Origin of the sequence: Pseudonocardia sp. (assembly GCF_025965585.1) — a bacterium.
GTDB lineage: Bacteria > Actinomycetota > Actinomycetes > Mycobacteriales > Pseudonocardiaceae > Pseudonocardia.
The window spans coordinates 1-20,918 of the sequence record NZ_JAOPWR010000340.1 but is presented as its reverse complement, the minus strand read 5'-3'; the positions used below and the strand labels follow the sequence as shown (position 1 = coordinate 20,918).

17 protein-coding genes and 3 pseudogenes are annotated in these 20,918 nt (G+C 70.9%); 12 read left to right on the top strand and 8 right to left on the bottom strand.

The genetic code is table 11. The features are described from left to right. Positions 1-141: 141 nt before the first annotated feature. The 7 genes from gyrA to dnaA form a co-directional block, all read right to left on the bottom strand. Positions 142-2,574 (bottom strand): DNA gyrase subunit A, encoded by a 2,433-nt coding sequence (gene gyrA / locus JWR81_RS20805; protein WP_297655440.1) that lies wholly within the window; start codon positions 2,572-2,574, stop codon positions 142-144. 142 nt (positions 2,575-2,716) lie between these two features. Beyond that, on the bottom strand, positions 2,717-4,705 hold the full coding sequence (gene gyrB, locus JWR81_RS20800; RefSeq protein ID WP_297655434.1) for a DNA topoisomerase (ATP-hydrolyzing) subunit B: 1,989 nt from the start codon (positions 4,703-4,705) through the stop codon (positions 2,717-2,719). Positions 4,706-4,970: 265 nt separating this feature from the next. Then, positions 4,971-5,297 (bottom strand): DUF721 domain-containing protein, encoded by a 327-nt coding sequence (locus JWR81_RS20795; RefSeq protein WP_367278815.1) that lies wholly within the window; start codon positions 5,295-5,297, stop codon positions 4,971-4,973. A 342-nt stretch (positions 5,298-5,639) separates the two neighbouring features. Further along, positions 5,640-6,776, bottom strand: coding sequence for a DNA replication/repair protein RecF (gene recF / locus JWR81_RS20790; protein WP_297655431.1), 1,137 nt, complete (start codon positions 6,774-6,776; stop codon positions 5,640-5,642). 331 nt (positions 6,777-7,107) lie between these two features. After that, positions 7,108-8,118 carry a phosphogluconate dehydrogenase (NAD(+)-dependent, decarboxylating) gene (gnd, locus tag JWR81_RS20785; RefSeq protein WP_297655436.1) on the bottom strand — a complete coding sequence of 337 codons (1,011 nt, stop codon included), beginning with the start codon at positions 8,116-8,118 and terminating at the stop codon, positions 7,108-7,110. Positions 8,119-8,166: 48 nt separating this feature from the next. Next, positions 8,167-9,336: a DNA polymerase III subunit beta gene (gene dnaN, locus JWR81_RS20780; RefSeq protein ID WP_297655428.1), complete on the bottom strand. Its 1,170-nt coding sequence runs from the start codon at positions 9,334-9,336 to the stop codon at positions 8,167-8,169. Between the two features lie 773 nt (positions 9,337-10,109). After that, on the bottom strand, positions 10,110-11,756 hold the full coding sequence (gene dnaA, locus JWR81_RS20775) for a chromosomal replication initiator protein DnaA (RefSeq protein WP_297655419.1): 1,647 nt from the start codon (positions 11,754-11,756) through the stop codon (positions 10,110-10,112). Between the two features lie 450 nt (positions 11,757-12,206). On the opposite strand from dnaA, the gene rpmH reads away from it, so the two are divergent. The 12 genes and pseudogenes from rpmH (at position 12,207) to JWR81_RS20720 (ending at position 20,446) form a co-directional block, all read left to right on the top strand. Beyond that, positions 12,207-12,350 (top strand): 50S ribosomal protein L34, encoded by a 144-nt coding sequence (gene rpmH, locus JWR81_RS20770; protein ID WP_297655416.1) that lies wholly within the window; start codon positions 12,207-12,209, stop codon positions 12,348-12,350. Positions 12,351-12,363: 13 nt separating this feature from the next. Next, positions 12,364-12,714: a ribonuclease P protein component gene (gene rnpA, locus JWR81_RS20765; RefSeq protein WP_297655414.1), complete on the top strand. Its 351-nt coding sequence runs from the start codon at positions 12,364-12,366 to the stop codon at positions 12,712-12,714. Beyond that, positions 12,711-13,013, top strand: coding sequence for a membrane protein insertion efficiency factor YidD (yidD, locus tag JWR81_RS20760; RefSeq protein ID WP_297655412.1), 303 nt, complete (start codon positions 12,711-12,713; stop codon positions 13,011-13,013). Before rnpA ends, yidD begins: the two co-directional genes overlap by 4 nt. Next, positions 13,007-14,179, top strand: coding sequence for a membrane protein insertase YidC (yidC, locus tag JWR81_RS20755; protein WP_297655409.1), 1,173 nt, complete (start codon positions 13,007-13,009; stop codon positions 14,177-14,179). The genes yidD and yidC overlap by 7 nt, the downstream gene beginning before the upstream one ends. Before the next feature lie 93 nt (positions 14,180-14,272). Then, positions 14,273-14,818 carry a R3H domain-containing nucleic acid-binding protein gene (locus JWR81_RS20750; RefSeq protein WP_297655406.1) on the top strand — a complete coding sequence of 182 codons (546 nt, stop codon included), beginning with the start codon at positions 14,273-14,275 and terminating at the stop codon, positions 14,816-14,818. 34 nt (positions 14,819-14,852) lie between these two features. Continuing rightward, on the top strand, positions 14,853-15,503 hold the full coding sequence (rsmG, locus tag JWR81_RS20745; RefSeq protein WP_297655403.1) for a 16S rRNA (guanine(527)-N(7))-methyltransferase RsmG: 651 nt from the start codon (positions 14,853-14,855) through the stop codon (positions 15,501-15,503). Then, positions 15,500-16,414 (top strand): ParA family protein, encoded by a 915-nt coding sequence (locus JWR81_RS20740; RefSeq protein ID WP_297655401.1) that lies wholly within the window; start codon positions 15,500-15,502, stop codon positions 16,412-16,414. The genes rsmG and JWR81_RS20740 overlap by 4 nt, the downstream gene beginning before the upstream one ends. Before the next feature lie 5 nt (positions 16,415-16,419). Beyond that, positions 16,420-17,394, top strand: coding sequence for a ParB/RepB/Spo0J family partition protein (locus JWR81_RS20735; RefSeq protein ID WP_297655399.1), 975 nt, complete (start codon positions 16,420-16,422; stop codon positions 17,392-17,394). Between the two features lie 815 nt (positions 17,395-18,209). Next, positions 18,210-19,205: pseudogene (locus tag JWR81_RS20730) on the top strand (IS3 family transposase). A 90-nt stretch (positions 19,206-19,295) separates the two neighbouring features. Next, entirely contained in the window at positions 19,296-19,511 is a 216-nt protein-coding gene (locus tag JWR81_RS20725) for a hypothetical protein (RefSeq protein WP_297655396.1), read from the top strand. A 321-nt stretch (positions 19,512-19,832) separates the two neighbouring features. After that, a pseudogene (locus JWR81_RS34455) lies at positions 19,833-20,030 on the top strand (5-aminoimidazole-4-carboxamide ribonucleotide transformylase); the annotation flags it as partial. Between the two features lie 125 nt (positions 20,031-20,155). Then, on the top strand, positions 20,156-20,446 hold the full coding sequence (locus JWR81_RS20720; RefSeq protein ID WP_297655393.1) for a hypothetical protein: 291 nt from the start codon (positions 20,156-20,158) through the stop codon (positions 20,444-20,446). 79 nt (positions 20,447-20,525) lie between these two features. Here JWR81_RS20720 and JWR81_RS20715 read toward each other — a convergent pair. Continuing rightward, positions 20,526-20,918 (bottom strand): annotated as a pseudogene (locus JWR81_RS20715) (D-alanine--D-alanine ligase); the annotation flags it as partial.

Sequence of the window (20,918 nt, the reverse complement as noted above, 5' to 3'; positions counted from 1 at the left end):
CGGCCGTCACCGCGGCCTGCTCGCCCGTGGCGACCGCGCTGCGACCGTCCTGGTCGCCGCGGTCGTCGTCGTCCGGGGTGCTCGTCGTGTCGTTCACGAGATGAGGAGTCTCCTCGGTGCCGGGGCTCGGTGGTCTGCTGATCAGCTGCCCTCGCTGCTCAGTTCGGCGTCGTCCGCATCGTCCTCGGCATTGCGTGCGACCGCCAGCAGGGTGGCGCCCTCGCCCAAGTTCATCAGGCGCACCCCCTTCGTCTGCCGACCGGCCTTGCGCACCTGCCGGGCCGACGTGCGGATCACACCTCCCGTGGAGGTGATGGCGTACAGCTCGTCGTCGATCCCGACGATGAGCGCACCGACAAGGGTGCCACGGCGACGGTCGTACTGAAGAGTCAGAACACCCTTCCCGCCACGACCCTGCACCGGGTAGTCCTCGATCGGCGTGCGCTTCGCGTACCCGCCCGCCGTGGCCACCAGCACGAACATGTCCGGCTGGACGACGGCGAGCGACAGCAGCCGGTCGCCTGCGTTGAACCGCATGCCCAGCACACCGGACGTGGCACGACCCATCGGACGCAGCACCTCGTCGCTGGCGGTGAACCGGATGGACTGGCCCTCCGCCGACACCAGGAGCAGGTCGTCCTCGGCCGAGCAGAGGACCGCGCCGACGAGCTCGTCGTCCTCGCGCAGGTTGATGCCGATCAGGCCACCGGAGCGGGGCGAGTCGAAGTCGGTGAGCTTCGACTTCTTCACCAGGCCGGTTCTCGTCGCCAGGACGAGATAAGGCGCCGCCTGATAGTCCTTGATCTGCATGACCTGGGCGATGTGCTCGTCGGGCTGGAACGCGAGCAGGTTGGCCACGTGCTGGCCGCGCGCACTGCGGTTGGCCTCGGGCAGCTCGTAGGCCTTGAGCCGGTAGACGCGGCCCTTGTTGGTGAAGAACAGCATCCAGTCGTGGGTGGAGCAGACGAAGAAGTGGGCGACGATGTCGTCCTGCTTCAGCGCCGCGCCCTGCACGCCCTTGCCGCCGCGCTTCTGCGCCCGGTAGAGATCGGTCTTGGTGCGCTTGGCGTAGCCGGTCTGCGTGATCGTGACGACCACGTCCTCGACCGCGATGAGGTCCTCGTTGGTGACGTCGCCGTCGTCGGCCACGATCCGCGTGCGGCGCTCGTCGCCGTGCTTCTCGACGATCTCGGTGAGCTCGTCGCGCACGATCTGCCGCTGCCGCTCCGGGCGGGCCAGGATGTCCTGGTAGTCGGCGATCTCGAGCTCGATCTCGGCCAGCTCGTCGATGATCTTCTGGCGCTCGAGGGCAGCGAGGCGCCGCAGCTGCATGTCGAGGATGGCCTGCGCCTGGATGTCGTCGACATCGAGGAGCTCCATCAAGCCCGTCTTCGCGACGTCGACGGTGGCCGACGCCCGGATCAGCGCGATGACCTCGTCGAGCGCATCGAGCGCCTTGACGTAGCCACGCAGGATGTGGGCCCGCTCCTCGGCCTTGCGCAGCCGATAGCGGGTGCGCCGGACGATGACCTCGATCTGGTGACGGATGTAGTTGCGCACCACCTGGTCGAGCCGCAGCGTGCGGGGCACGCCGTCGACGATGGCCAGCATGTTGACGCCGAAGCCGTACTGCAGCTGGGTGTGCTTGTAGAGGTTGTTCAGCACGACCTTCGCCACGGCGTCGCGCTTGAGCGTGATGACGATGCGCATGCCCACGCGGTCGGACGACTCGTCGTTGATCTCGGCGATGCCCTGCAGCTTGCCGTCGCGGTGCTGGCTCGCGATCGACTCGATGAGGTTGTCCGGGTTGACCTGGTAGGGCAGCTCGGTGCAGACCAGGATGGCGCGCCCCTTGGTGTCCTCCTCGACCTCGACGACCGCGCGCATCCGCACCGAGCCGCGGCCCGTGCGGTAGGCCTGCTCGAGGCCGTCACGGCCGACGATGAGGCCCGCGGTCGGGAAGTCCGGGCCCTTGATGCGCTCCATGAGGGCCGTGAGGAGCTCGTCGTCGGTGGCCTCCCAGTTGTCCAGCGCCCAGACCACGCCGGCGCCGACCTCGCGCAGGTTGTGGGGCGGGACGTTGGTGGCCATGCCGACGGCGATGCCCGAGCTGCCGTTGATCAGCAGGTTCGGCACCCGCGACGGCAGGACGTCGGGCTCCTGAGCCTTGCCGTCGTAGTTGTCGGAGAAGTCGACGGTGTCCTCGTCGATGTCCTGCAGCATCGCCATCGCCAGCGGCGACAGGCGGCACTCCGTGTAACGCATGGCGGCCGCGGGGTCGTTGCCTCTGCTACCGAAGTTGCCCTGGCCGTCGATCAAGGGGTCGCGCATCGACCAGGGCTGGGCCAGCCGCACGAGCGCGTCGTAGATCGACGAGTCGCCGTGCGGGTGGTAGTTGCCCATCACCTCGCCGACGACGCGCGCGCACTTCACGTAGCTGCGGTCGGGGCGGAAGTTGTTCTCCCCCATCGAGTACAGGACGCGCCGGTGCACCGGTTTGAGGCCGTCCTCGACCAGCGGCAGCGCGCGGCCGACGATGACGCTCATCGCGTAGTCGATGTAGGAGCGCTGCATCTCCTGCTGGATGTCGACCGGCTCGGTGCGGTCGCCTCCGCCGGCAGCGGCACCGCCCGCGGGCGGCAGCGTGGGGTCGAGGGTGTCTGTCACTTCGCTTGTTCTCCTGCTCGTGCGGCGGGGCGGCTGCTACCGGGACGACTCAGACGTCCAGGAACCGCACGTCCTTGGCGTTGCGCGTGATGAACGACCGGCGCGACTCGACGTCCTCGCCCATGAGGACCGAGAACAGCTCGTCGGCGGTGGCGGCGTCGTCGAGCGTCACCTGCAGGAGCACCCGGTTGGACGGATCCATCGTGGTCTCCCACAGCTCCTTGGCGTTCATCTCGCCGAGGCCCTTGTAGCGCTGAATGCCCTCTTCCTTGGGCACCTTCTTGCCGGCGACGCGGCCGGCCTCGAGCAGGCCCTGCAGCTCGGCGTCGGAGTAGGCGAACTCCGGCTCCGCGCCGCGGCCACCCCACTTGATCTTGTAAAGGGGCGGCTGCGCGAGGAAGACGTGGCCCTCCTCGATCAGCGGGCGCATGAAGCGGAAGAGCAGCGTCAGCAGCAGCGTTCGGATGTGCTGGCCGTCGACGTCGGCATCGGCCATCAGCACGACCTTGTGGTAACGCAGCTTCGCGACGTCGAACTCGTCGTGGATACCGGTGCCCAGCGCCGTGATGATGGCCTGGACCTCGGTGTTCTTGAGCACCCGGTCGATGCGGGCCTTCTCGACGTTGATGATCTTCCCACGGATCGGGAGGATCGCCTGGAACATCGAGTCGCGGCCGGACTTGGCCGAGCCGCCCGCGGAGTCGCCCTCCACGATGTAGACCTCGGACTTGCTCGGGTCCGTGGAGCGGCAGTCGGCGAGCTTGCCGGGCAGGCCGCCGATGTCGCCCGCGCTCTTGCGCCGCACGAGCTCGCGGGCCTTGCGGGCCGCGGCGCGGGCCTGCGCCGACTGCACCGCCTTGTTGACGATGATCTTGGCCTCGGCGGGGTTGCGCTCGAACCAGTCGGCCAGCCACTCGTTGCTGACGCGCTGCACGAACGACTTGACCTCGGTGTTGCCCAGCTTGGTCTTGGTCTGGCCCTCGAACTGGGGCTCCTTGACCTTGACCGAGACGATGGCGGCGAGGCCCTCGCGGATGTCGTCGCCCGACAGCGCGGGGTCCTTCTCCTTGAGGAACTTGCCGTTGCGCGCGTAGCGGTTGACCGTGGTGGTCAGCGCCGAGCGGAAGCCCTCCTCGTGGGTGCCGCCCTCTTGCGTGTTGATCGTGTTGGCGAACGTGTAGACCGACTCGGTGTAGCCGGAGTTCCACTGCATCGCCACCTCGAGCGCGTGACCCTCGGCCTCGCCGGTGAAGGAGACGAGCTTCTTGTGGATCGGGTCCTTCGACTTGTTCAGGTAGGCGACGAAGTCCTCGAGCCCGTTCGGGTAGTGGAAGACGTGCTCCTTGACCTTGGCGACGTAGCCCTCGGCGTCCGGGATCTCGTCCTCGGCGGTCTCCGAGTGGTGGCCGTCGCGCTCGTCGCGCAGCACGATGGTGAGGCCCTTGTTGAGGAAGGCCATCTCCTGCAGGCGGCGGCGGATGGTCTCGATGTTGTAGACGGTGCTCTCGAAGATGTCGGGATCGGCCCAGTACGTGACCGTGGTGCCCGTCTTCGTGGTGGGCGCGCCCTTCTTCAGCGGGCCGGGCACCGAGCGGGTGTAGCGCTGGCTCCACTCGAACCCGTCGGTGTTGATCTCGACGTCGAGCGCGGTGGACAGTGCGTTGACCACCGAGATGCCGACGCCGTGCAGGCCGCCCGACACCGCATAGGAGTCGCTGTCGAACTTGCCGCCCGCGTGCAGCATGGTCATGACCATCTCGACGGCGGGCTTCTTCTCCACCGGGTGCATGCCGACCGGGATGCCGCGGCCGTCATCGACGACGGTGATGCCGCCGTCCTCGCGGAGGGTGACCTCGACGCGCGTGGCGTAGCCGGCCATCGCCTCGTCGACGGCGTTGTCCACGACCTCCCAGATCAGGTGGTGCAGACCGCGCTCACCGGTGGAGCCGATGTACATGCCAGGGCGCTTGCGAACCGCCTCCAGGCCCTCCAGAACGGTGATCGATCCCGCGTTGTAGCCGTTCTTCTTCTCCGCCACGGGCTGACTGTCTCCTCGCCATGAAGAACCCACGCGGTGCGGCGACGCCGCGGCATGGGACCTGCTCGACCGGGCCTGTCGGGGTCTGCCCGGAACACTCCTCCATCATACCGGTCCGACCTGACAGAAGTGGCGCTGGGACACGTCCAGAAGCGCCACAGAGCGCCGAACGCGGATTCGGTCGGGTGCCGACGGCCGAGAAGGGGGTCCGGGCGGCCTGCGGCGCTGTCACGTCGCCTTGAGTGGCCGAGTCCGACCCGCCCGGTCAGCCGTACGTGTCGCGGGGGCCCCGGCCGCGCACCGTGCGCGGACCGTGGCGCCAGCTCGGACCGCTGGGGGCGACCACGCGGATCCGTTTCACCACGTCCTTGCCCACGGCCGCAGCGAGCCTGGTCAGCAGCTGGCGCTGCAGCTGACGCAGTTGCGTGGCCCACGCGGTGGACTCCGCCTGCAGCACGAGCTCACCGTCGCGCAGCGACACCGGCGTGCAGTGGTCGGCGATGTCCGGGCCGACCAGGTGCGGCCACCGGCCCAGCACCGTGGCGTCGGTCAGCCGGGGCGACCAGCCTCGGTCGAGCGACACCCGCGACACGAGACGGCCGAACGGCTGGGGGTCGCGGTCGTCGGGCCCGGGACCCGACCAGCGCCGGCGACGCCCCCGCGAGGCCGTCGGGGCGCGCCCGGTGCGCTGGGCCGCACGTTCCGCCGAACGCTGCGCGGAGGCCTCCCTCGCCGCGCGCAACGCGTCCCGCGCGATGTCCGATCCACGACGAGAGGCATCCTCGCCGCCATCCCCAGGGGTGGGGACAACCGGCCCGGAGTCGGACGCGGCGGACGGTTGACGGCGGGCGACAGGCGGTCGTCCGTGCTCGTCATCACCAGTGCGGGCCGAGTTATCCACAGTATCCACAACCTTGTCCCCAGGTGATCCGGATCACGTCCGGCCCTCTGACGTCGCATCCTGCGTCAGCCGTTCGACGGTGCCGCCGCCCACCGCGAACCGGACACCGTCGAGGCCCTCCGGCACGTCCTCCGCCACCGCCGCGGTGATCAGCACCTGCTCGGCGCGACGGGCGACGTCGGCGAGCGCCCGGCGGCGCCTCGCGTCCAGCTCGGCGAACACGTCGTCCAGCACGAGCACCGGCTCCACGTCGTCGTCGCGCAGGAGACGGTAGGACGCCAGGCGGAGCGCGAGCGCGAGCGCCCACGACTCGCCGTGGCTGGCGTAGCCCTTCGCCGGCCCCTCGCCGAGGGAGAGTTCCAGGTCGTCGCGGTGCGGCCCGACCAGGCAGACACCGCGCTCCACCTCCTGGCGGCGCACGCGGCCCATCGCGTCGAGCAGCAGGGTCTGCAGCGACGCCGCGTCGCGCGGGAGCTCGTCCTGCGGCCCGAGGCCGCACTTGTAGCCCACGTCCATCGGGTCGGACGTGGGCGCGATCTCGGCGAACGCCTCGACCGCGAGCGGGGCGATCGCCGTCACCAGCTCGAGGCGGCCGACCAGCAGTGCGGAACCGTGGGCGGCGAGGTGGCCGTCCCAGACGTCGAGGGTGCGCAGGTCGCCCCCGCCGCGCGCGGACTTCAGCAGGGCCGAGCGCTGCTTGAGCACGCGGTCGTAGTCGGCGCGCACGGTGGCGTAGCGCGGGTAGCGGGAGACGAGCAGGTCGTCCATGAACCGGCGGCGCTCGCCGGGGTCGCCGCGCACGAGGGCGAGGTCCTCGGGGGCGAACAGCACCGTGCGCAGCACCCCGAGCAGGTCGCGCGGCTTGGCGGGCGCCCGGTTGAGCCGGGCACGGTTGGCACGCCCCGCGGTGATCTCCAGCTCGACGCCCAGCTCGCGACCGTGGTGCACCACCAACCCGCGCACCACCGCGTGCTCCGCGCCCCGCCGGATCAGCGGGGCGTCGGTCGCGACGCGGTGGGAGCCGAGCGTGGCGATGTAGCCGGCGGCCTCGACGAGGTTGGTCTTACCCACCCCGTTGGGGCCGACCAGCACCGTGACCCCGGGCTCGAGGTCCAGCTCGGCCTTCTCCCAGGACCGGAAGTCGGCGACGGCCAGGCGTCGTAGGTGCATGCCTAGTGCCCCGTCCGGGGAGGCCGGTGCGGGAATCGGTAGAACCGTACGCTCACCGGCAAGGCGCCGGACGGTCCTCGTACCGGGCGTACTCGGCCCGGCCGGCAACGCCGCCGGTGGGTGTCCGGGCCGCCGAGTTCTGTGCTGTGCCTCGCTGGACGGGGCACCGGTGTCCCGCGCCGGAAGTCCGTTGCGTATGTCGGTGGAGCCAGGTCGTCGCCGGGCGTGCCGGCGGAACGGCCCTCGTACCTGGCGTACCCGGGCGTTTCGCCGGTGCGTCCGGCGGCGGGCTGGGGCGCCGAGACATGTGGTGGACGTGCGGCGCGGGACACTAGCTCTGGGTGGAGCCGGTGCCCGAGCTCGGTCCGGCGTGCTCGCCCGGGGTGCCCGACGGGCCCGCCGACTCCTTGACCGCGTGGCCGCCGAACTGGTGGCGCAGCGCGGCGACCGCCTTCATCGCGGGCGACTCCTTCTGGCGCGATGAGAACCGCGCGAAGAGCGCCGCGGCGATCACCGGGAGCGGCACGGCGTGCGTGATGGCCTCCTCGAGAGTCCAGCGGCCCTCGCCCGAGTCGTCGACGTAGCTCTCCAGCTTCTCGAGCGTCGGGTCGTCCTTGAGTGCGAGGACCAGCAGGTCGAGCAGCCACGACCGCACGACGGTGCCGCGCGACCAGGCCCGCAGCACCGCGGGCACGTCGGTGACCAGCTCGGCGGCCGACAGCAGCTCGAAGCCCTCGGCGTAGGCCTGCATCAGGCCGTACTCGATGCCGTTGTGGACCATCTTCGAGAAGTGGCCGGCGCCGACGGGTCCCGCGTGGGCGAAGCCCTCCTCGCGGGGGCCCTCGGGGCGCAGCGCGTCGAAGATCGGCATCGCCATCTCGATGTGCTCCGCGGCGCCGCCCGCCATCAGGCCGTAGCCGTTCTCCTTGCCCCAGATGCCACCGGAGACGCCGCAGTCGACGTAGCCGATGCCCTTCTCGTCGAGCATCGCGGCGTTGGGACCGTCGTCGGTGTAGCGGGAGTTGCCGCCGTCGATGACGAGGTCGCCCGGCTCCAGGACCGTCGCCAGCTCCTTGATGGTGCTGCGGGTCGGCTCACCGGAGGGGACCATCACCCAGACCACCCGCGGGGCGGCCAGCGCACCGGCGAGCGCTGCGAGCGAGTCGACGTCGGTGACCTGGGGCCGGGGGTCGTACCCGATCACCTCGTGGCCGGCGGACCGCAAGCGGTCCCGCATGTTGCCACCCATCTTGCCCAGACCGATGAGTCCGAGTTGCACGGTGTCGCTCCTGATGTCGTGACCGTTGTTCCGGAGGCGGGATCGTCGATACGCAGTATGGATCAGCCGCGCCGTGCGACCGGGCCAGGGGCGGGCCGGTTCGGCTGCCGATCAGCCCGGCAGACGAACCGGCATCAGCAGATGCAGGTAGCCGGGCACCGGCTCGCCCGACGGCTCCGGGGCGGCGCCCTCGGCGTCCTCGGCGGGCGGTGCGGGCACGGGACGCACGAGCGCGGGCCGGTTCGGCGTCGTGAACGTGAGCTGCGCGCGCTCGGTGTGCAGCGCACCGAGCGAATCGAGCAGGTAGCCGGGGTTGAACGCGATGGTCAGCGCGCCGCCCTCGAGCTCGCAGGGCAGCTGCTCCTCGGCGCTGCCGACGTCGTCGCCGCCCGCGGCGAGGCGCAGCCCGTCCTCGCTGAACTCCATCCGGACCTGTGCCACGCGGTCGGTGACGAGCGCGACGCGCTTGATCGCCTCGACGAGCCCCGCCACCTCGACGACCGCGGCACTCGTGTGCTCGGCCGGGATCAGCTGGCGGAACCGCGGGAACTCCGCGTCGAGCAGGCGGGTGGTGGCGCGACGGCCGCCGCCCGTGACGCCGAGCATGCCGTCGCCGGCCGACAGGGCGAGCTCGACGGTGCCGGCGCCGGCGAGGGTCTTGGCCACCTCGGCGAGGGTGCGCGCCGGGATCAACACGGCGCTCGAGTGCGAGGTGTCCTCGGGCGTCCAGTCGATCTCCCGGACGGCGAGCCGGAACCGGTCGGTGGCCGCCAGCGTGAGCCGCGAGCCCTCGATCTCCAGGCGGATGCCGGTCAGCATCGGGAGCGTGTCGTCGCGGCCGGCGGCGACGGCCACCTGCGAGACGGCCTGGGCCAGCTCGCCCGCGGCGACCGTGCCGGCGAGCTGCGGCATGGACGGCAGCTGCGGGTAGTCCTCGACCGGCATCGTCGGGAGGCTGAACCGGCTGTTGCCGCAGTTGATCGTGGCGCGCGAGCCGTCGACGACGAGGTCGACCGGCTTGGACGGCAGGGCGCGGGTGATGTCGGCGAGCAGCCGGCCCGAGACGAGCACGCGGCCCGGGTCGCCGATCGTGGCGTCCAGCTCGACGCGGGCCGAGGTCTCGTAGTCGAAACCCGAGACCGTGAGCCGGTCGCCGTCGGGTCCGGTGGTGGCCTCGATCAGGACGCCGCCGAGCACGGGCACCGGAGGGCGCGCCGGGAGGCTGCGGGCGACCCACGCTGCCGCGTCGGCCATGACGTCGCGTTCGACCCGGAACTTCATGGCGGGGACCTCTCGCGCTGGCGGTGTGCAGGGACTCGCGGTCACGGACGGACCGGGAGTGCGTCGGGCGGCTGGGAACACGGCTTCGAACTGTGGAGCCGTGCTCCGGCCGGGGGCTCACCGTAGAGCCTCGGGTCCACGGATGTCATCCCGGCCGTCGGCCACCCGACCGACCACCCGACGGGTGAGCCGGCTGTCCCCTCGATCCACACCGTTGTTCTTTTTGTAGTTCATGAAGAAGAGATATCCAGCAGTAGTACTAACCCCTGTGGACAGTGTGGATGGAGCTCGTCGTCGCAGTTCGCAGGGTGTGGCGTGGTGTGGAGCGACACCTGGGACGGCCGGTGCACGGATCCGTTGCGCGGTGGATGGAGCCCGTCGGGAGCGATCTGTCCCCGCGATGAACACCAGTTGTCCACGGCTGGTGCACGATCCGTCCACCGGTCGATCCACGGCCATCCACAGAGTTGTCCCCAGATGTGGGTGAAGAGTGGTCGCGCGGGAACGCTGCGCGACCGGTCGGCCGGTCGCGCACTGTCGCGGAGGTGGCGGGGAACTCACAGAAGTCCCTCACGGCACATGCTCCAGAACGCTCGGTGACCGGATCCGGTGACGGTGCCGGGACGCAGAGTGCGCACGGAACGACGAAGAAGCAGCCAGGGACGACGAACGGTCGTGCGAACCTCGCAGCGTCCCACCGATCACGGCGGGAACCGCGCAGAAACGCCGAGGGAAGGGACGGAGATCTCGGGGCCGGGAGGCGGTGGGACGACTCAGTGGCGGGCGCGCTGCTTGATGCGCGCGGTCAGCTCCTGGACCTGTTCGAAGGTCTTGCGGCGCTGGGCGATCTCGTTGCGGATCTTCTTGTCCGCATGCATGACGGTGGTGTGGTCGCGGCCGCCGAACGTCTGCCCGATCTTCGGCAGCGACAGGTCGGTGAGCTCGCGGCACAGATACATGGCGATCTGGCGCGACTGCGCGAGCGCCTTCGTCTTACCCGGCCCGCACATCTCGTCCATGGTGATGCCGAAGAAGTCGGCCGTGACGGCCATGATCGTCGGCGCGGTGATCTCCGACGCCCCGGAGTCGGGGATGAGGTCGCGCAGCACGATCTCGGCGAGCTGGGTGTCGACGGGCTGCCGGTTCAGCGACGCGAACGCCGTGACGCGGATGAGCGCGCCCTCGAGCTCGCGGATGTTGCGCTCGATGCGCTCGGCGATGAACTCCAGGACGTCGCCCGGCACCGCGAGCCGGTCCTGCGCGGCCTTCTTCCTCAGGATCGCGATGCGCGTCTCGAGCTCGGGCGGCTGGATGTCGGTGATGAGGCCCCACTCGAACCGCGTGCGCATCCGGTCCTCGAGGGTCTCGAGGCGCTTCGGCGGGCGGTCGGAGGAGACGACGATCTGCTTGTTCGCGTTGTGCAGCGTGTTGAAGGTGTGGAAGAACTCCTCCTGGGTGCCTTCCTTTCCCTCCAGGAACTGGATGTCGTCCACCAGCAGTACGTCGACGTCGCGGTAGCGGCGCTGGAAGGCAACCTTGCGGTCGTCGCGCAGCGAGTTGATGAAGTCGTTGGTGAACTCCTCGGTGCTGACGTACCGCACCCGCATGCCGGGGAAGAGCCGCTGCGCGTAGTGGCCGACGGCGTGCAGCAGGTGGGTCTTGCCCAGTCCGGAGTCGCCCCAGATGAACAGCGGGTTGTACGCGCGCGCCGGCGCCTCGGCCACCGCGACGGCGGCGGCGTGGCTGAAGCGGTTGGACGCACCGATGACGAACGTGTCGAAGGTGTACTTCTCGTTGAGGCGCGTCTGCGACCGCGGCTGGACCTGCTCGCTCTGCGACGGGCCGGCGTAGGTGGGCCACACCTCGCCGCCGCGCGGGCCCGGACCGGTGGGGCCGCCGTTGCGGATGCCGCCGTCGTGCTGATCGTCGCCGCCCGCATCCGCCGCGCCGGGACCGGTGACCGCGAGCGGCCCGGTGTTCGGCAGTCCTTCTGTCGTCAACAGCGCGCGCACGGACCCCTGCGGTTCGTCCCCGGGCCCGAGGTTCGACGGACCGTGCTGCGGGTCGCGGTGCGGGCCGGAACCAGGCAGCGGACCGCGGCCCGGCGGATCGGGGACCTCGGTGCCGCCGGACGCGGCCGACGCGTCGACGACGACGGCGAGGTTCACCTGCACGCCGAGATGACGACCCAGCGCCTCGCTGATGGGCCGGCGCAGGATGCGCTCGATGGCGTCCTTCGCGAACTCGCTCGGTGCGGCGAGCAGCGCGGTGCCGTCGATGAGACCGAGCGGTCGGGTCAGACGGAGGAAGGCACGCTGCTGGGGGGAGAGCGTGTGGGCGCCGGACCCCGCGGACGCGCCGGACAGATCGGCGATCACGCGGTTCCAGACCTGGCCCAGGTCTCCTGCTTGGTCGGCCACCGGTCGGCTCCCCCTCCGGTCGCTGCCCTCGGGTCACCCCGTACCCCGAACGGGGACGATCATCCCCAGACTTGTCCACACCTGTGCGCAAGACAGTACGCGGGCACACCGAGTGGTCCGGTGCGGGCCCGTCGTGGTCGTTGCTGCGATCCCCCCGGATCGATATGGAGCAGGCACGCTAGCAACAGCCCGCCCACTGCCACAAGAGGGGACCCGGCCGCAAGATGCAACGGAATGACGCCGTCCGGGTCGGACCTGGGGTGGTTTGACCGTCCGTCAGCGGGCTGCGTACCCTCGGGGCAAGCGTGTGCCGCGCGCGGTCCGCCGTCCGAGGACGGTGTCGCCGCGTGTAGGCCACCACTGAACACCCCAGCACCACCGTCCGTACAGACAGCGCACGATGATCATCGATGGCCGGTCCGTCCCGCCGTCGACCCAGGAGAGCCGACCGTGAGCAAGGGCAAGCGCACCTTCCAGCCGAACAACCGCCGCCGCGCGCGCACGCACGGGTTCCGGCTGCGCATGCGCACCCGCGCCGGGCGCGCCATCATCGCCGCCCGCCGCGGCAAGGGCCGCGAGAAGCTCACGGCCTGATCCGGCCGTCCCGATGTTGCCGGCCGGATCCCGGCTCACGCACCGGGACGATTTCAGTACCGCCGTCAGGCGGGGCCGCCGCGGCGGCAGGTCCCGGCTCGTCGTCCACCTCCACGGTGGCGACGGGGCCGGTAACCCGCGCGCCGGACTCGTCGTGAGCAAGGCGGTGGGAGGTTCCGTGGTGCGACATCGGGTCGCCCGTCGGCTCCGCCACCTCATCGGTGCGCGCCTCGGCACTCTCCCGCCGGGCGCGCACCTCGTCGTTCGTGCCCTTCCTCCTGCAGCCACGGCGTCCTCGGCCGAGCTGGCCGACGACCTCGACGCCGGCCTGCGCTCCGCGGTGCGCAAGCTGAGCCTCTCGTGACCGCCCCCGGTGCGGGCCGGCGAAACCCGATCGTCCGCGCCCTGGTCGCGCTGGTCCGGGGCTACCAGGTCTACGTCTCACCCGCGCTGCCTCCGAGCTGCCGGTTCTACCCGTCCTGCAGCGCGTACGCCGTCGAGGCCCTCGAGGTACACGGTGTGGTTCGCGGAACGGGTCTCACGCTCTGGCGCCTGTTGAAGTGCGCGCCATGGCACCCTGGAGGTATCGATCCGGTCCCGCCGGCCCGCGACGTCCGACACCGTCCGGTCCAGGACCACCACGAGGAGCAAGCGCCGTGCTGAACTTCATCTACTACCCGGTCTCCTTCATCCTCTGGGTCTGGCATCAGGCGTTCGGGTTCGTCTTCGGTGATGACAGCGGTATCTCCTGGGCGCTCGCGGTCGTCTTCCTCGTCTTCACCCTGCGCGCGCTCCTGTACAAGCCGTTCGTCGGCCAGGTGCGGTCGATGCGCAAGATGCAGGAGTTCCAGCCCGAGCTGCAGAAAGTTCGCAAGAAGTACGCGAACGACAAGCAGAAGCAGGCCGCGGAGATGCAGCGGCTCCAGAAGGAGCACGGCGTCAACCCGGTGGCCGGCTGTCTCCCGGTGCTGGTCCAGGTGCCCGTCTTCATCGGCCTGTTCCACGTGCTCCGCACGTTCGGCCCGGTCAACGCCCAGGGCGTGCCGACCAACAACGACGGGTCGGTCCGCACCCAGAACTACTTCTTCGACCAGCAGGGTGTCCTGTCGTTCAACCGGGCCAACCTGTTCGGTGCCAAGCTCGGCGAGTGGGTCACGAAGGGCGAGGCGGCGCTCAACGCCGCAGGCACCTCGATCACGCACATGCTGATCGTCATGATCCCGCTGATGATCGCGGCGGGCATCTTCACCCACATCACGGCGCGGCACTCGGTGGCCCGTCAGACCGCGGCGCAGGGCGAGAACCCGCAGACCGCGATCATGAACAAGCTGATGCTCTACGTCTTCCCGATCGGCGTCGTGGTCGGTGCCCCGTTCCTGCCGCTGGCCGTCCTTCTCTACTGGGTCTCCAACAACCTGTGGACGCTGGGCCAGCAGTACGTCGTCTACAAGAAGATCGACCAGGAGCAGGCCGAGAAGCGCGAGGCCGCGGTCGTCAACCGGCAGTCGCTGGCCCCGAAGCCCGGGCAGAAGCCGGTGCGCCCCGAGGTGGACGCCCCCGACGCCGCCGCCAAGAGACCCGGCGCCAAGCCCGTCACGCCCAAGACCGCGGGCAAGAACGGCGGCCAGCCGGCCACGAGCGGCACCAACGGGTCCACGTCCAACGGCTCGGGCAACGGCTCCGTGACAGAGGGATCGGCCGCCGGGTCGGCGTCCACCGGCACGGGAGCCACCGGCACCGCGAAGAACACCACCGGCACGGCAGGCGCCGGGGCCCGCAGCGGCGGCAGTACCCGCCCGCCCGCGCGACGTCCCCGCAAGCGCCGCTGACCCATCGTCCACCAGCGGTCGCCCGCGTCGGCGGCCGTCGCGGTGCGCGCACATGTCCGCGCACCGCACCATCGCAGGGAGAGGAGACGCACCGTGCCGAAGACCGTGCAGGACGGGGCGACGCAGGACACCGCAACCGCCGAGAAGTCCCCGCGCGCCGCGGCCACCACCGCGGAGGAACAGCTCGTCCGCGAGGGCGACATCGCGGGTGACTACCTCGAGCGACTGCTCGACGTGCTCGACTACGACGGTGACATCGATCTCGACGTCGAGGCCGGCCGCGCGATCGTCAGCATCGACGGCGGCGAGGACCTCGACAAGCTCGTCGGTGACCGCGGATCCGTCCTGGAGGCGCTCCAGGAGCTCACGCGTCTCGCGGTCCAGCAGACCTCCGGCAACCGCAGCCGCCTGATGCTCGACATCGCCGGCTGGCGCCAGGGCCGTCGGGACGAGCTCACGGAGCTGGGCCTGCGCACGGCCAAGGAGGTGCTCGCGTCCGGCGAGTCGGCGCGGCTGCGGCCCATGACCCCGTTCGAGCGCAAGGTCGTCCATGACGCCGTCGCCCGAGTCAAGGGCGTCTCGAGCGAGAGCGAGGGCGAGGAGCCGCGCAGGCAGGTCGTCGTCTTCCGCGGTGCCTGACGGCGAGGACGCACACGGGTCGGACTCCCCTCCGGTGGACCCTGCTGCGGTCGAGAAGCTGTTCGGTGACCGGCTGCCGCTCGCGCGCCGGTTCGCCGAGCACCTCGCCACCACGGGCGTCGAGCGCGGGCTGATCGGGCCTCGGGAGGCACCCCGGATCTGGGACCGGCACGTCCTGAACTGTGCAGTCGTCGCGGAACTGGTGCCGGACGGCGCCCGTGTGGTGGATGTGGGTTCGGGAGCGGGCCTCCCCGGGATACCGTTGTTCCTGGCCCGCCCCGACCTGGGCTTGGTTCTCGTCGAGCCGCTCGCCCGTCGCGTCGAGTGGCTGTCGGAGATCATCGCCGATCTCGGTCTCACGATCGAGGTCGAGCGTGGGCGGGCCGAGGAGAACGCCGTCCGGCGTCGATGGGAGGGAGCCGACGTGGTCACGTCCCGTGCCGTCGCCCCTCTGCACCGGTTGGCGGGCTGGTGTCTCCCCCTGCTGCGGCCGGGTGGAACGATGCTCGCGGTGAAGGGGGCCTCGGCGCCCGAGGAGATCACGCGTGATGCGGCCGTCGTCCAGAAGCTGGGCGGTGGAGCACCGCGTGTCGCGAGGTGCGGGTCGGGGATCGTCGATCCGCCGAGCACGGTGGTCGTCGTGGAACGGGTCGACCGTCCGCGGCGCAGGAGAGGACAGGCGTGACGGTGCCCGATGTTTCACGTGAAACACCCGGCTGGACGCCCATCGCCGAGGAGGCGGAACGGGCGGCCCGGGTGCTCCACCCCGACCGCTACCGGATGCCCCGGCCGTCGCACCGACGGATCATGACCGTCGCCAACCAGAAGGGCGGCGTCGGCAAGACCACGAGCACGGTCAACCTCGCCGCGGCCTTGTCGATGCACGGCATCCGCGTGCTCGTGATCGACCTCGACCCCCAGGGCAACACGAGCACCGCGCTCGGCGTCGAGCACCGGCTCGGCACCCCGTCGGTCTACGAGGCGCTGCTCGGCGAGATCTCGCTCGTCGAGGCCGCCGTGCCCAGCACCGCCTCGCCCGACCTGCTGTGCGTGCCGGCCACCATCGACCTGGCCGGCGCCGAGATCGAGCTCGTCAGCATGGTGGCGCGGGAGAACCGGCTGAAGCAGGCCCTCTCCCCCGACGTGCTCGACCAGCTCAACGTCGACTACGTCTTCATCGACTGCCCGCCGTCGCTGGGGCTGCTCACCGTCAACGCGCTCGTCGCCGCGCAGGAGGTGCTGATCCCGATCCAATGCGAGTACTACGCGCTGGAGGGGCTCGGTCAGCTGCTCAACAACATCGACCTCGTGCGGTCGCACCTCAACACCGCGCTGCACGTCTCGACCATCCTGCTGACGATGTACGACGGCCGCACCAAGCTGGCCGACCAGGTCACCAACGAGGTCCGCTCCCACTTCGGGCCCACCGTCCTACGCACCGTCATCCCGCGCAGCGTCAAGGTGTCGGAGGCCCCCGGCTACAGCCAGACGGTGCTCGCCTACGACCCCGGGTCGCGCGGTGCGATGAGCTACGTCGACGCCGCCCGTGAGATCGCCGACCGCGGCGTCACCATGGCCGTACCGGCCGGGCGGTGACTCCGGTGGCGGAGCGCAGGGGAGGGCTCGGGCGCGGGCTCGCCGCACTGATCCCCACGGGCCCGGCGGCAGCGGACGCCCCGCCGCCCCCACCCGTCACGATCCCGACCGGTTCCCTGGCCGCGGTGCCGGTGCCGTCCTCGACGGCGGCGTACGAGCAGCTGACGCCTGCCGGTGCGGTCTACCGCGAGATCGACCTCGCGTCGGTCGTACCTAACCCGCAGCAACCCCGTACCGCGTTCGACGAGGAAGCCCTCGTCGAGCTGGAGCACTCGATCCGCGAGTTCGGGCTCCTGCAGCCGATCGTCGTACGGGAGTCCTCCCCCGGCTCCTACCAGCTCGTCATGGGCGAACGCCGGTGGCGGGCCGCCCAGCGCGCCGGCCTCGAACGGCTGCCCGCCATCGTCCGGCAGACCGGTGACGACGCGATGCTCCGCGACGCGCTGCTGGAGAACATCCACCGGGTCCAGCTCAATCCCCTCGACGAGGCGGCGGCGTACGAGCAGCTGCTCGTCGAGTTCGGCGTGACCCACACCGAGCTGGCCGACCGGCTCGGCCGCAGCCGCCCGGTCGTCACCAACACCATCCGCCTGCTGAAGCTGCCCGTGTCGGTGCAGCGTCGTGTGGCGGCCGGGGTGCTGTCCGCCGGCCACGCCCGTGCTCTCCTCGGGCTCGACGACGCCGGGCGTCAGGAGGAGCTCGCCGCCCGCATCGTCGCCGAGGGGATGTCGGTGCGCGCCACCGAGGAGGCGGTCGTCCTGCTGCGCCGCGAGGCTCCGGCGAAGGAGAAGCCGGCCCGACGGCGCCCGATGCAGGCACCAGGACTGCAGGAGCTCGCGGAGAAGCTCTCCGACGCGTACGACACGCGCGTGAAGGTCGAGCTCGGGCAGCGGAAGGGCCGCATCGTCGTCGAGTTCGGCTCGGTCGAGGATCTCGAGCGCATCGCGGCGCTGATGAACGGCCCGAGCCGCCAGGACTGACTCAGGGGCGGGCCGATGGGGTCGTCCGGCCCCTACCCCGCCACCTGCGGAGATCGCCGCCGACCTGTCATAAGCACCGGTTGACCCCCGTCGGGACGGGGCGGTGGAGCGACGCAGAGGCGCCGTCCTCCCCCGCTGGGCGGATATCGGGGCGCTCGGCGCCCGAATTGTTGCTCGGGCTCGGAGTGCGCCACTCTCGCCGGCTGAGTGGGCTGGTCGTGGCCGAGCGCGTACCGGGCGCTCAGCGTGTGAAGTGGTGTCGGGGTGCGGAGGGCGTCGCCCGTCTTGGTGGTGACAGCGGTGGGGCCGCGGCGACCACCTGGGCCACGCCACGGTGACGGTCTCGGAAGTGTCGGGGCTGCCGGGGCCGGCACCGCCACCGTCCCACCGCCGCGGTCGTCTCCGGCCCATGATCGTCGCTCGGCCGCGTGGACGGCCTCATGTGGCCGTGAGCGCACCCATCTGGTGACCATGATGCTGTCGCTCAGGGTCGACCGAAGCCGCGGTCTCCTTTCCGTGGACGTGGTGACCACGCGCTTGCGACAGCGAAGTCGCCGCGGTCGTCGTCATGGATCGGGAGCTTCCCGGCCTACGACGACGTGGGGCTGCCGCGCCTCGCACCCGCCCGCTGATGCTATGGGTGGGATCGGCGGTGTGCCCGACCCGATCCCGTGGCGTGACGGGGCCGAGGGTGCCAGAGCTGCGGGGCCGCCGGACGGTGTGCGCTGACCATGTGCGCGCTGACCGTGTGGGGTCTGCCCCTGCTTCGGTTGACTCCTCGCCCGTGAGGATGCGTCCTCGCTGGAAGGATCGACATCGCGCCCACGCCGTATCCGAAGGAGTTCCGCCGCGACGTGGTCGCGGTCGCTCGGCGAGGCGGTCAGTCCCGCGCGCAGGTGGCCCGCAGCTTCGGGACCTCGCGGTCCTGCAGGGCCCGGTGGCTGCGCGTGCCGACCGCGAGGAGGGACTCGGCGCTGATCAGCCCGACCCGGAGCTGACCGGGGATCTCGATGGAGAGCCGATCCGGTCAGCCGGCGTGACCGGGACGACGCACACCTGGTCAACGCCGCGGTCGACATCCACCACGACGACCCCGATTCGCCTACCGCTTCGTCGCCGACGCGCTCCCCACCCGCCGCGATCGGGTCAGCCGGCCGTGCTCCCAGCAACGGATCTACTCGGCCCACGCGAAGGGCGAGGCCGCTGTCGCCGGCCCGGTCCGCCGGTCCGCGACGATCTGGTCGGTCGCGCGTTCATCAGCGATGACCTCGACGAGTTGCGGTTGACCGACATCACCGAGCATCCGACCGGCGACGGCAAGCTCTACCTCTGCGCCGTCAAGGACGCCTGCAGCGATCGGATCGTCGGTTACTCGACGGACGCCCAGATGACCTCGCAACTGGCCGCCGATGCCCTCGCCGACGCTGCCGCGCTACGACGCCACCAGAACCGGGTGCACTCCGATCACGGCAGCCAGTCCCCTCTCACGCCTTCCTCGGCGCGCTGCGAAGCCGTGGTTTGCGCGGATCGACGGGCCGAGTCGGGACCTGTGCCGGCAACGCCGCGACGGAGTCGTCCTTCAGCCTGTCGCCGAAGAACGTCCTCAACCGACAACGCTGGGCCACCCGTCGTGAGGATCTACGGCTGGCGATCACCGTCTGGATCGAGAAAACCCGTCACCGCCGACGCGCCGAGACGCCCGCGGCCGGCTCACGCCTACCGAGTTCGAGATACTTCGAAGCCGCTCGCGCGGCCTGAGCGCACCTACCCGAGCGAGTCAACGAGACTCGGGACGGACCCGTGCGCGCTGACCATCCGAGCACTGCGCATGCGACCGCTGGGCGATCGCGTCGAGCCCGGTCGGTGTTTCACGTGAAACACCGACCTGCGGCGCACCGCCCATGTCCGTCGTGGGGGCGACCGGCGAAGCCGGCCGCACCGTTCACGCAGCTGCCGGCATCTCCGGCATCGCGATGTCGGTCGCGCTGCAGCGGATGGGCGTCGCGCAGGTGGAGCACCACCGGGGAGCAGTCCGACCTGACGTCGTGCACCAGCAGCCGGCCCACGTCGAGCCCGGTGGTACCCGGCCGATGGCCGATCCGGGTGCTGGCCGGTGAGCCGTCCTTCGTCAACGTGCTGGACGCGGTCAACGCCTGGGTGCTCCTGTGCGAGGCTGCAGCAGCGGTCGACGTGGTGACGGCGGAGACCTTCGGCGTGGACGCCCGGTCCGCTGACGAGTGCCTACGTCCGCGCCGGGGACGCAATCCGCGGGCGTCGTACGGCGACTTGGTGGCCGATCTCCGAACCCGTCGACGCGGAGCTCGCCGACCTGCTGCGGCGACTGCCCGGCGACGGGATCGTGCCGGGATAGGCGCCCAGGACACTGGAGGTGCTCACGGCCAAGAAGGGCGGCCCTCGTCCTCGTGGCCGACCCGGAGATGTCACCATCCGACGTGGAGGTGCGCGAGGTCGGCGGCCTGCGGCTGGGCCAGCCTCGGGACGACGTGCCGCTGACGCGGGAGCCGATCGCGCACTCCCCGCTGGGCGAGCCTGCGGAGGCCGACCTCCTCCTCGGGCTCGTCGTCCTCCGCTTCACCCTGTCCAACTCCGTCGCGTACGTGCGCGACGGTATGACGCCCGGCGTCGGGGAGGGACAGCTGTCGCGCGTGGACTGCGCGCGGCTGGCCGGCGCGAAGACGGACACGAGGTGGCTGCGTCGGCACCCGCGCGCGGACCTACTCCTTCGCCGCCCCGTGCGGCCTTGGAGCGGACGAACCGGCGGCTGCGCTTCCACCTGGATCGGCGCGAGCTCGCCCGGTTGGCCGCGTTGGCAGGCGGGGATCTCACGCCGCTCTCCCCCGCCGAGCATCGTGACCGGCTCGGCCGGCTCGACGGGTGGGTGTTCCGCGACGGCATCGACCACGCGGCACGGCACGGCGTACGGCATCTCGCCGAGCCGGGCGGATCGACCCGCTCCCCGGATGTGGAGCGCGCTTGCCGGGAGCACGGCATCACACGGGCGGCGACCGCTCCTCGGCGGTTCCACCACTGACCCGCCCGGCCATGTTTCACGTGAAACAACGACGGCGACGGTTCAGCCGAAGCGATGTTTCACGTGAAACAGGGACCGGTCATCGACGCCTGACCGCCCGCTCCACGAGGGACGCGTAGAGCACGCCCAGATCCTCACCGGCGGCGCGGACGGACATCGGCAGCAGCGAGGTGTCGGTGAGGCCGGGTGAGACGTTCACCTCGAGGATCTGCACGCGCCCGTCGGCGTCCACCACCGCGTCGGTCCGAGAGACGTCGCGGAGGCCGAGCAGGCGGTGGGCGGCGAGCGCGGCCTCCTCGAGGTCGGCGAGTACCGATGCGTCGAGCCGTGCGGGGCAGTGGAAGGTGGCGGCCCCCGGCGTGTACCGGGCGGTGTAGTCGTAGAAGCCGCCCGCGGCGTCCACCTCCACGGCGGGCAGCGCGCGGGGCTCGTCCCCGTCCTCGACGACCGACACGGCCACCTCCGTGCCGAC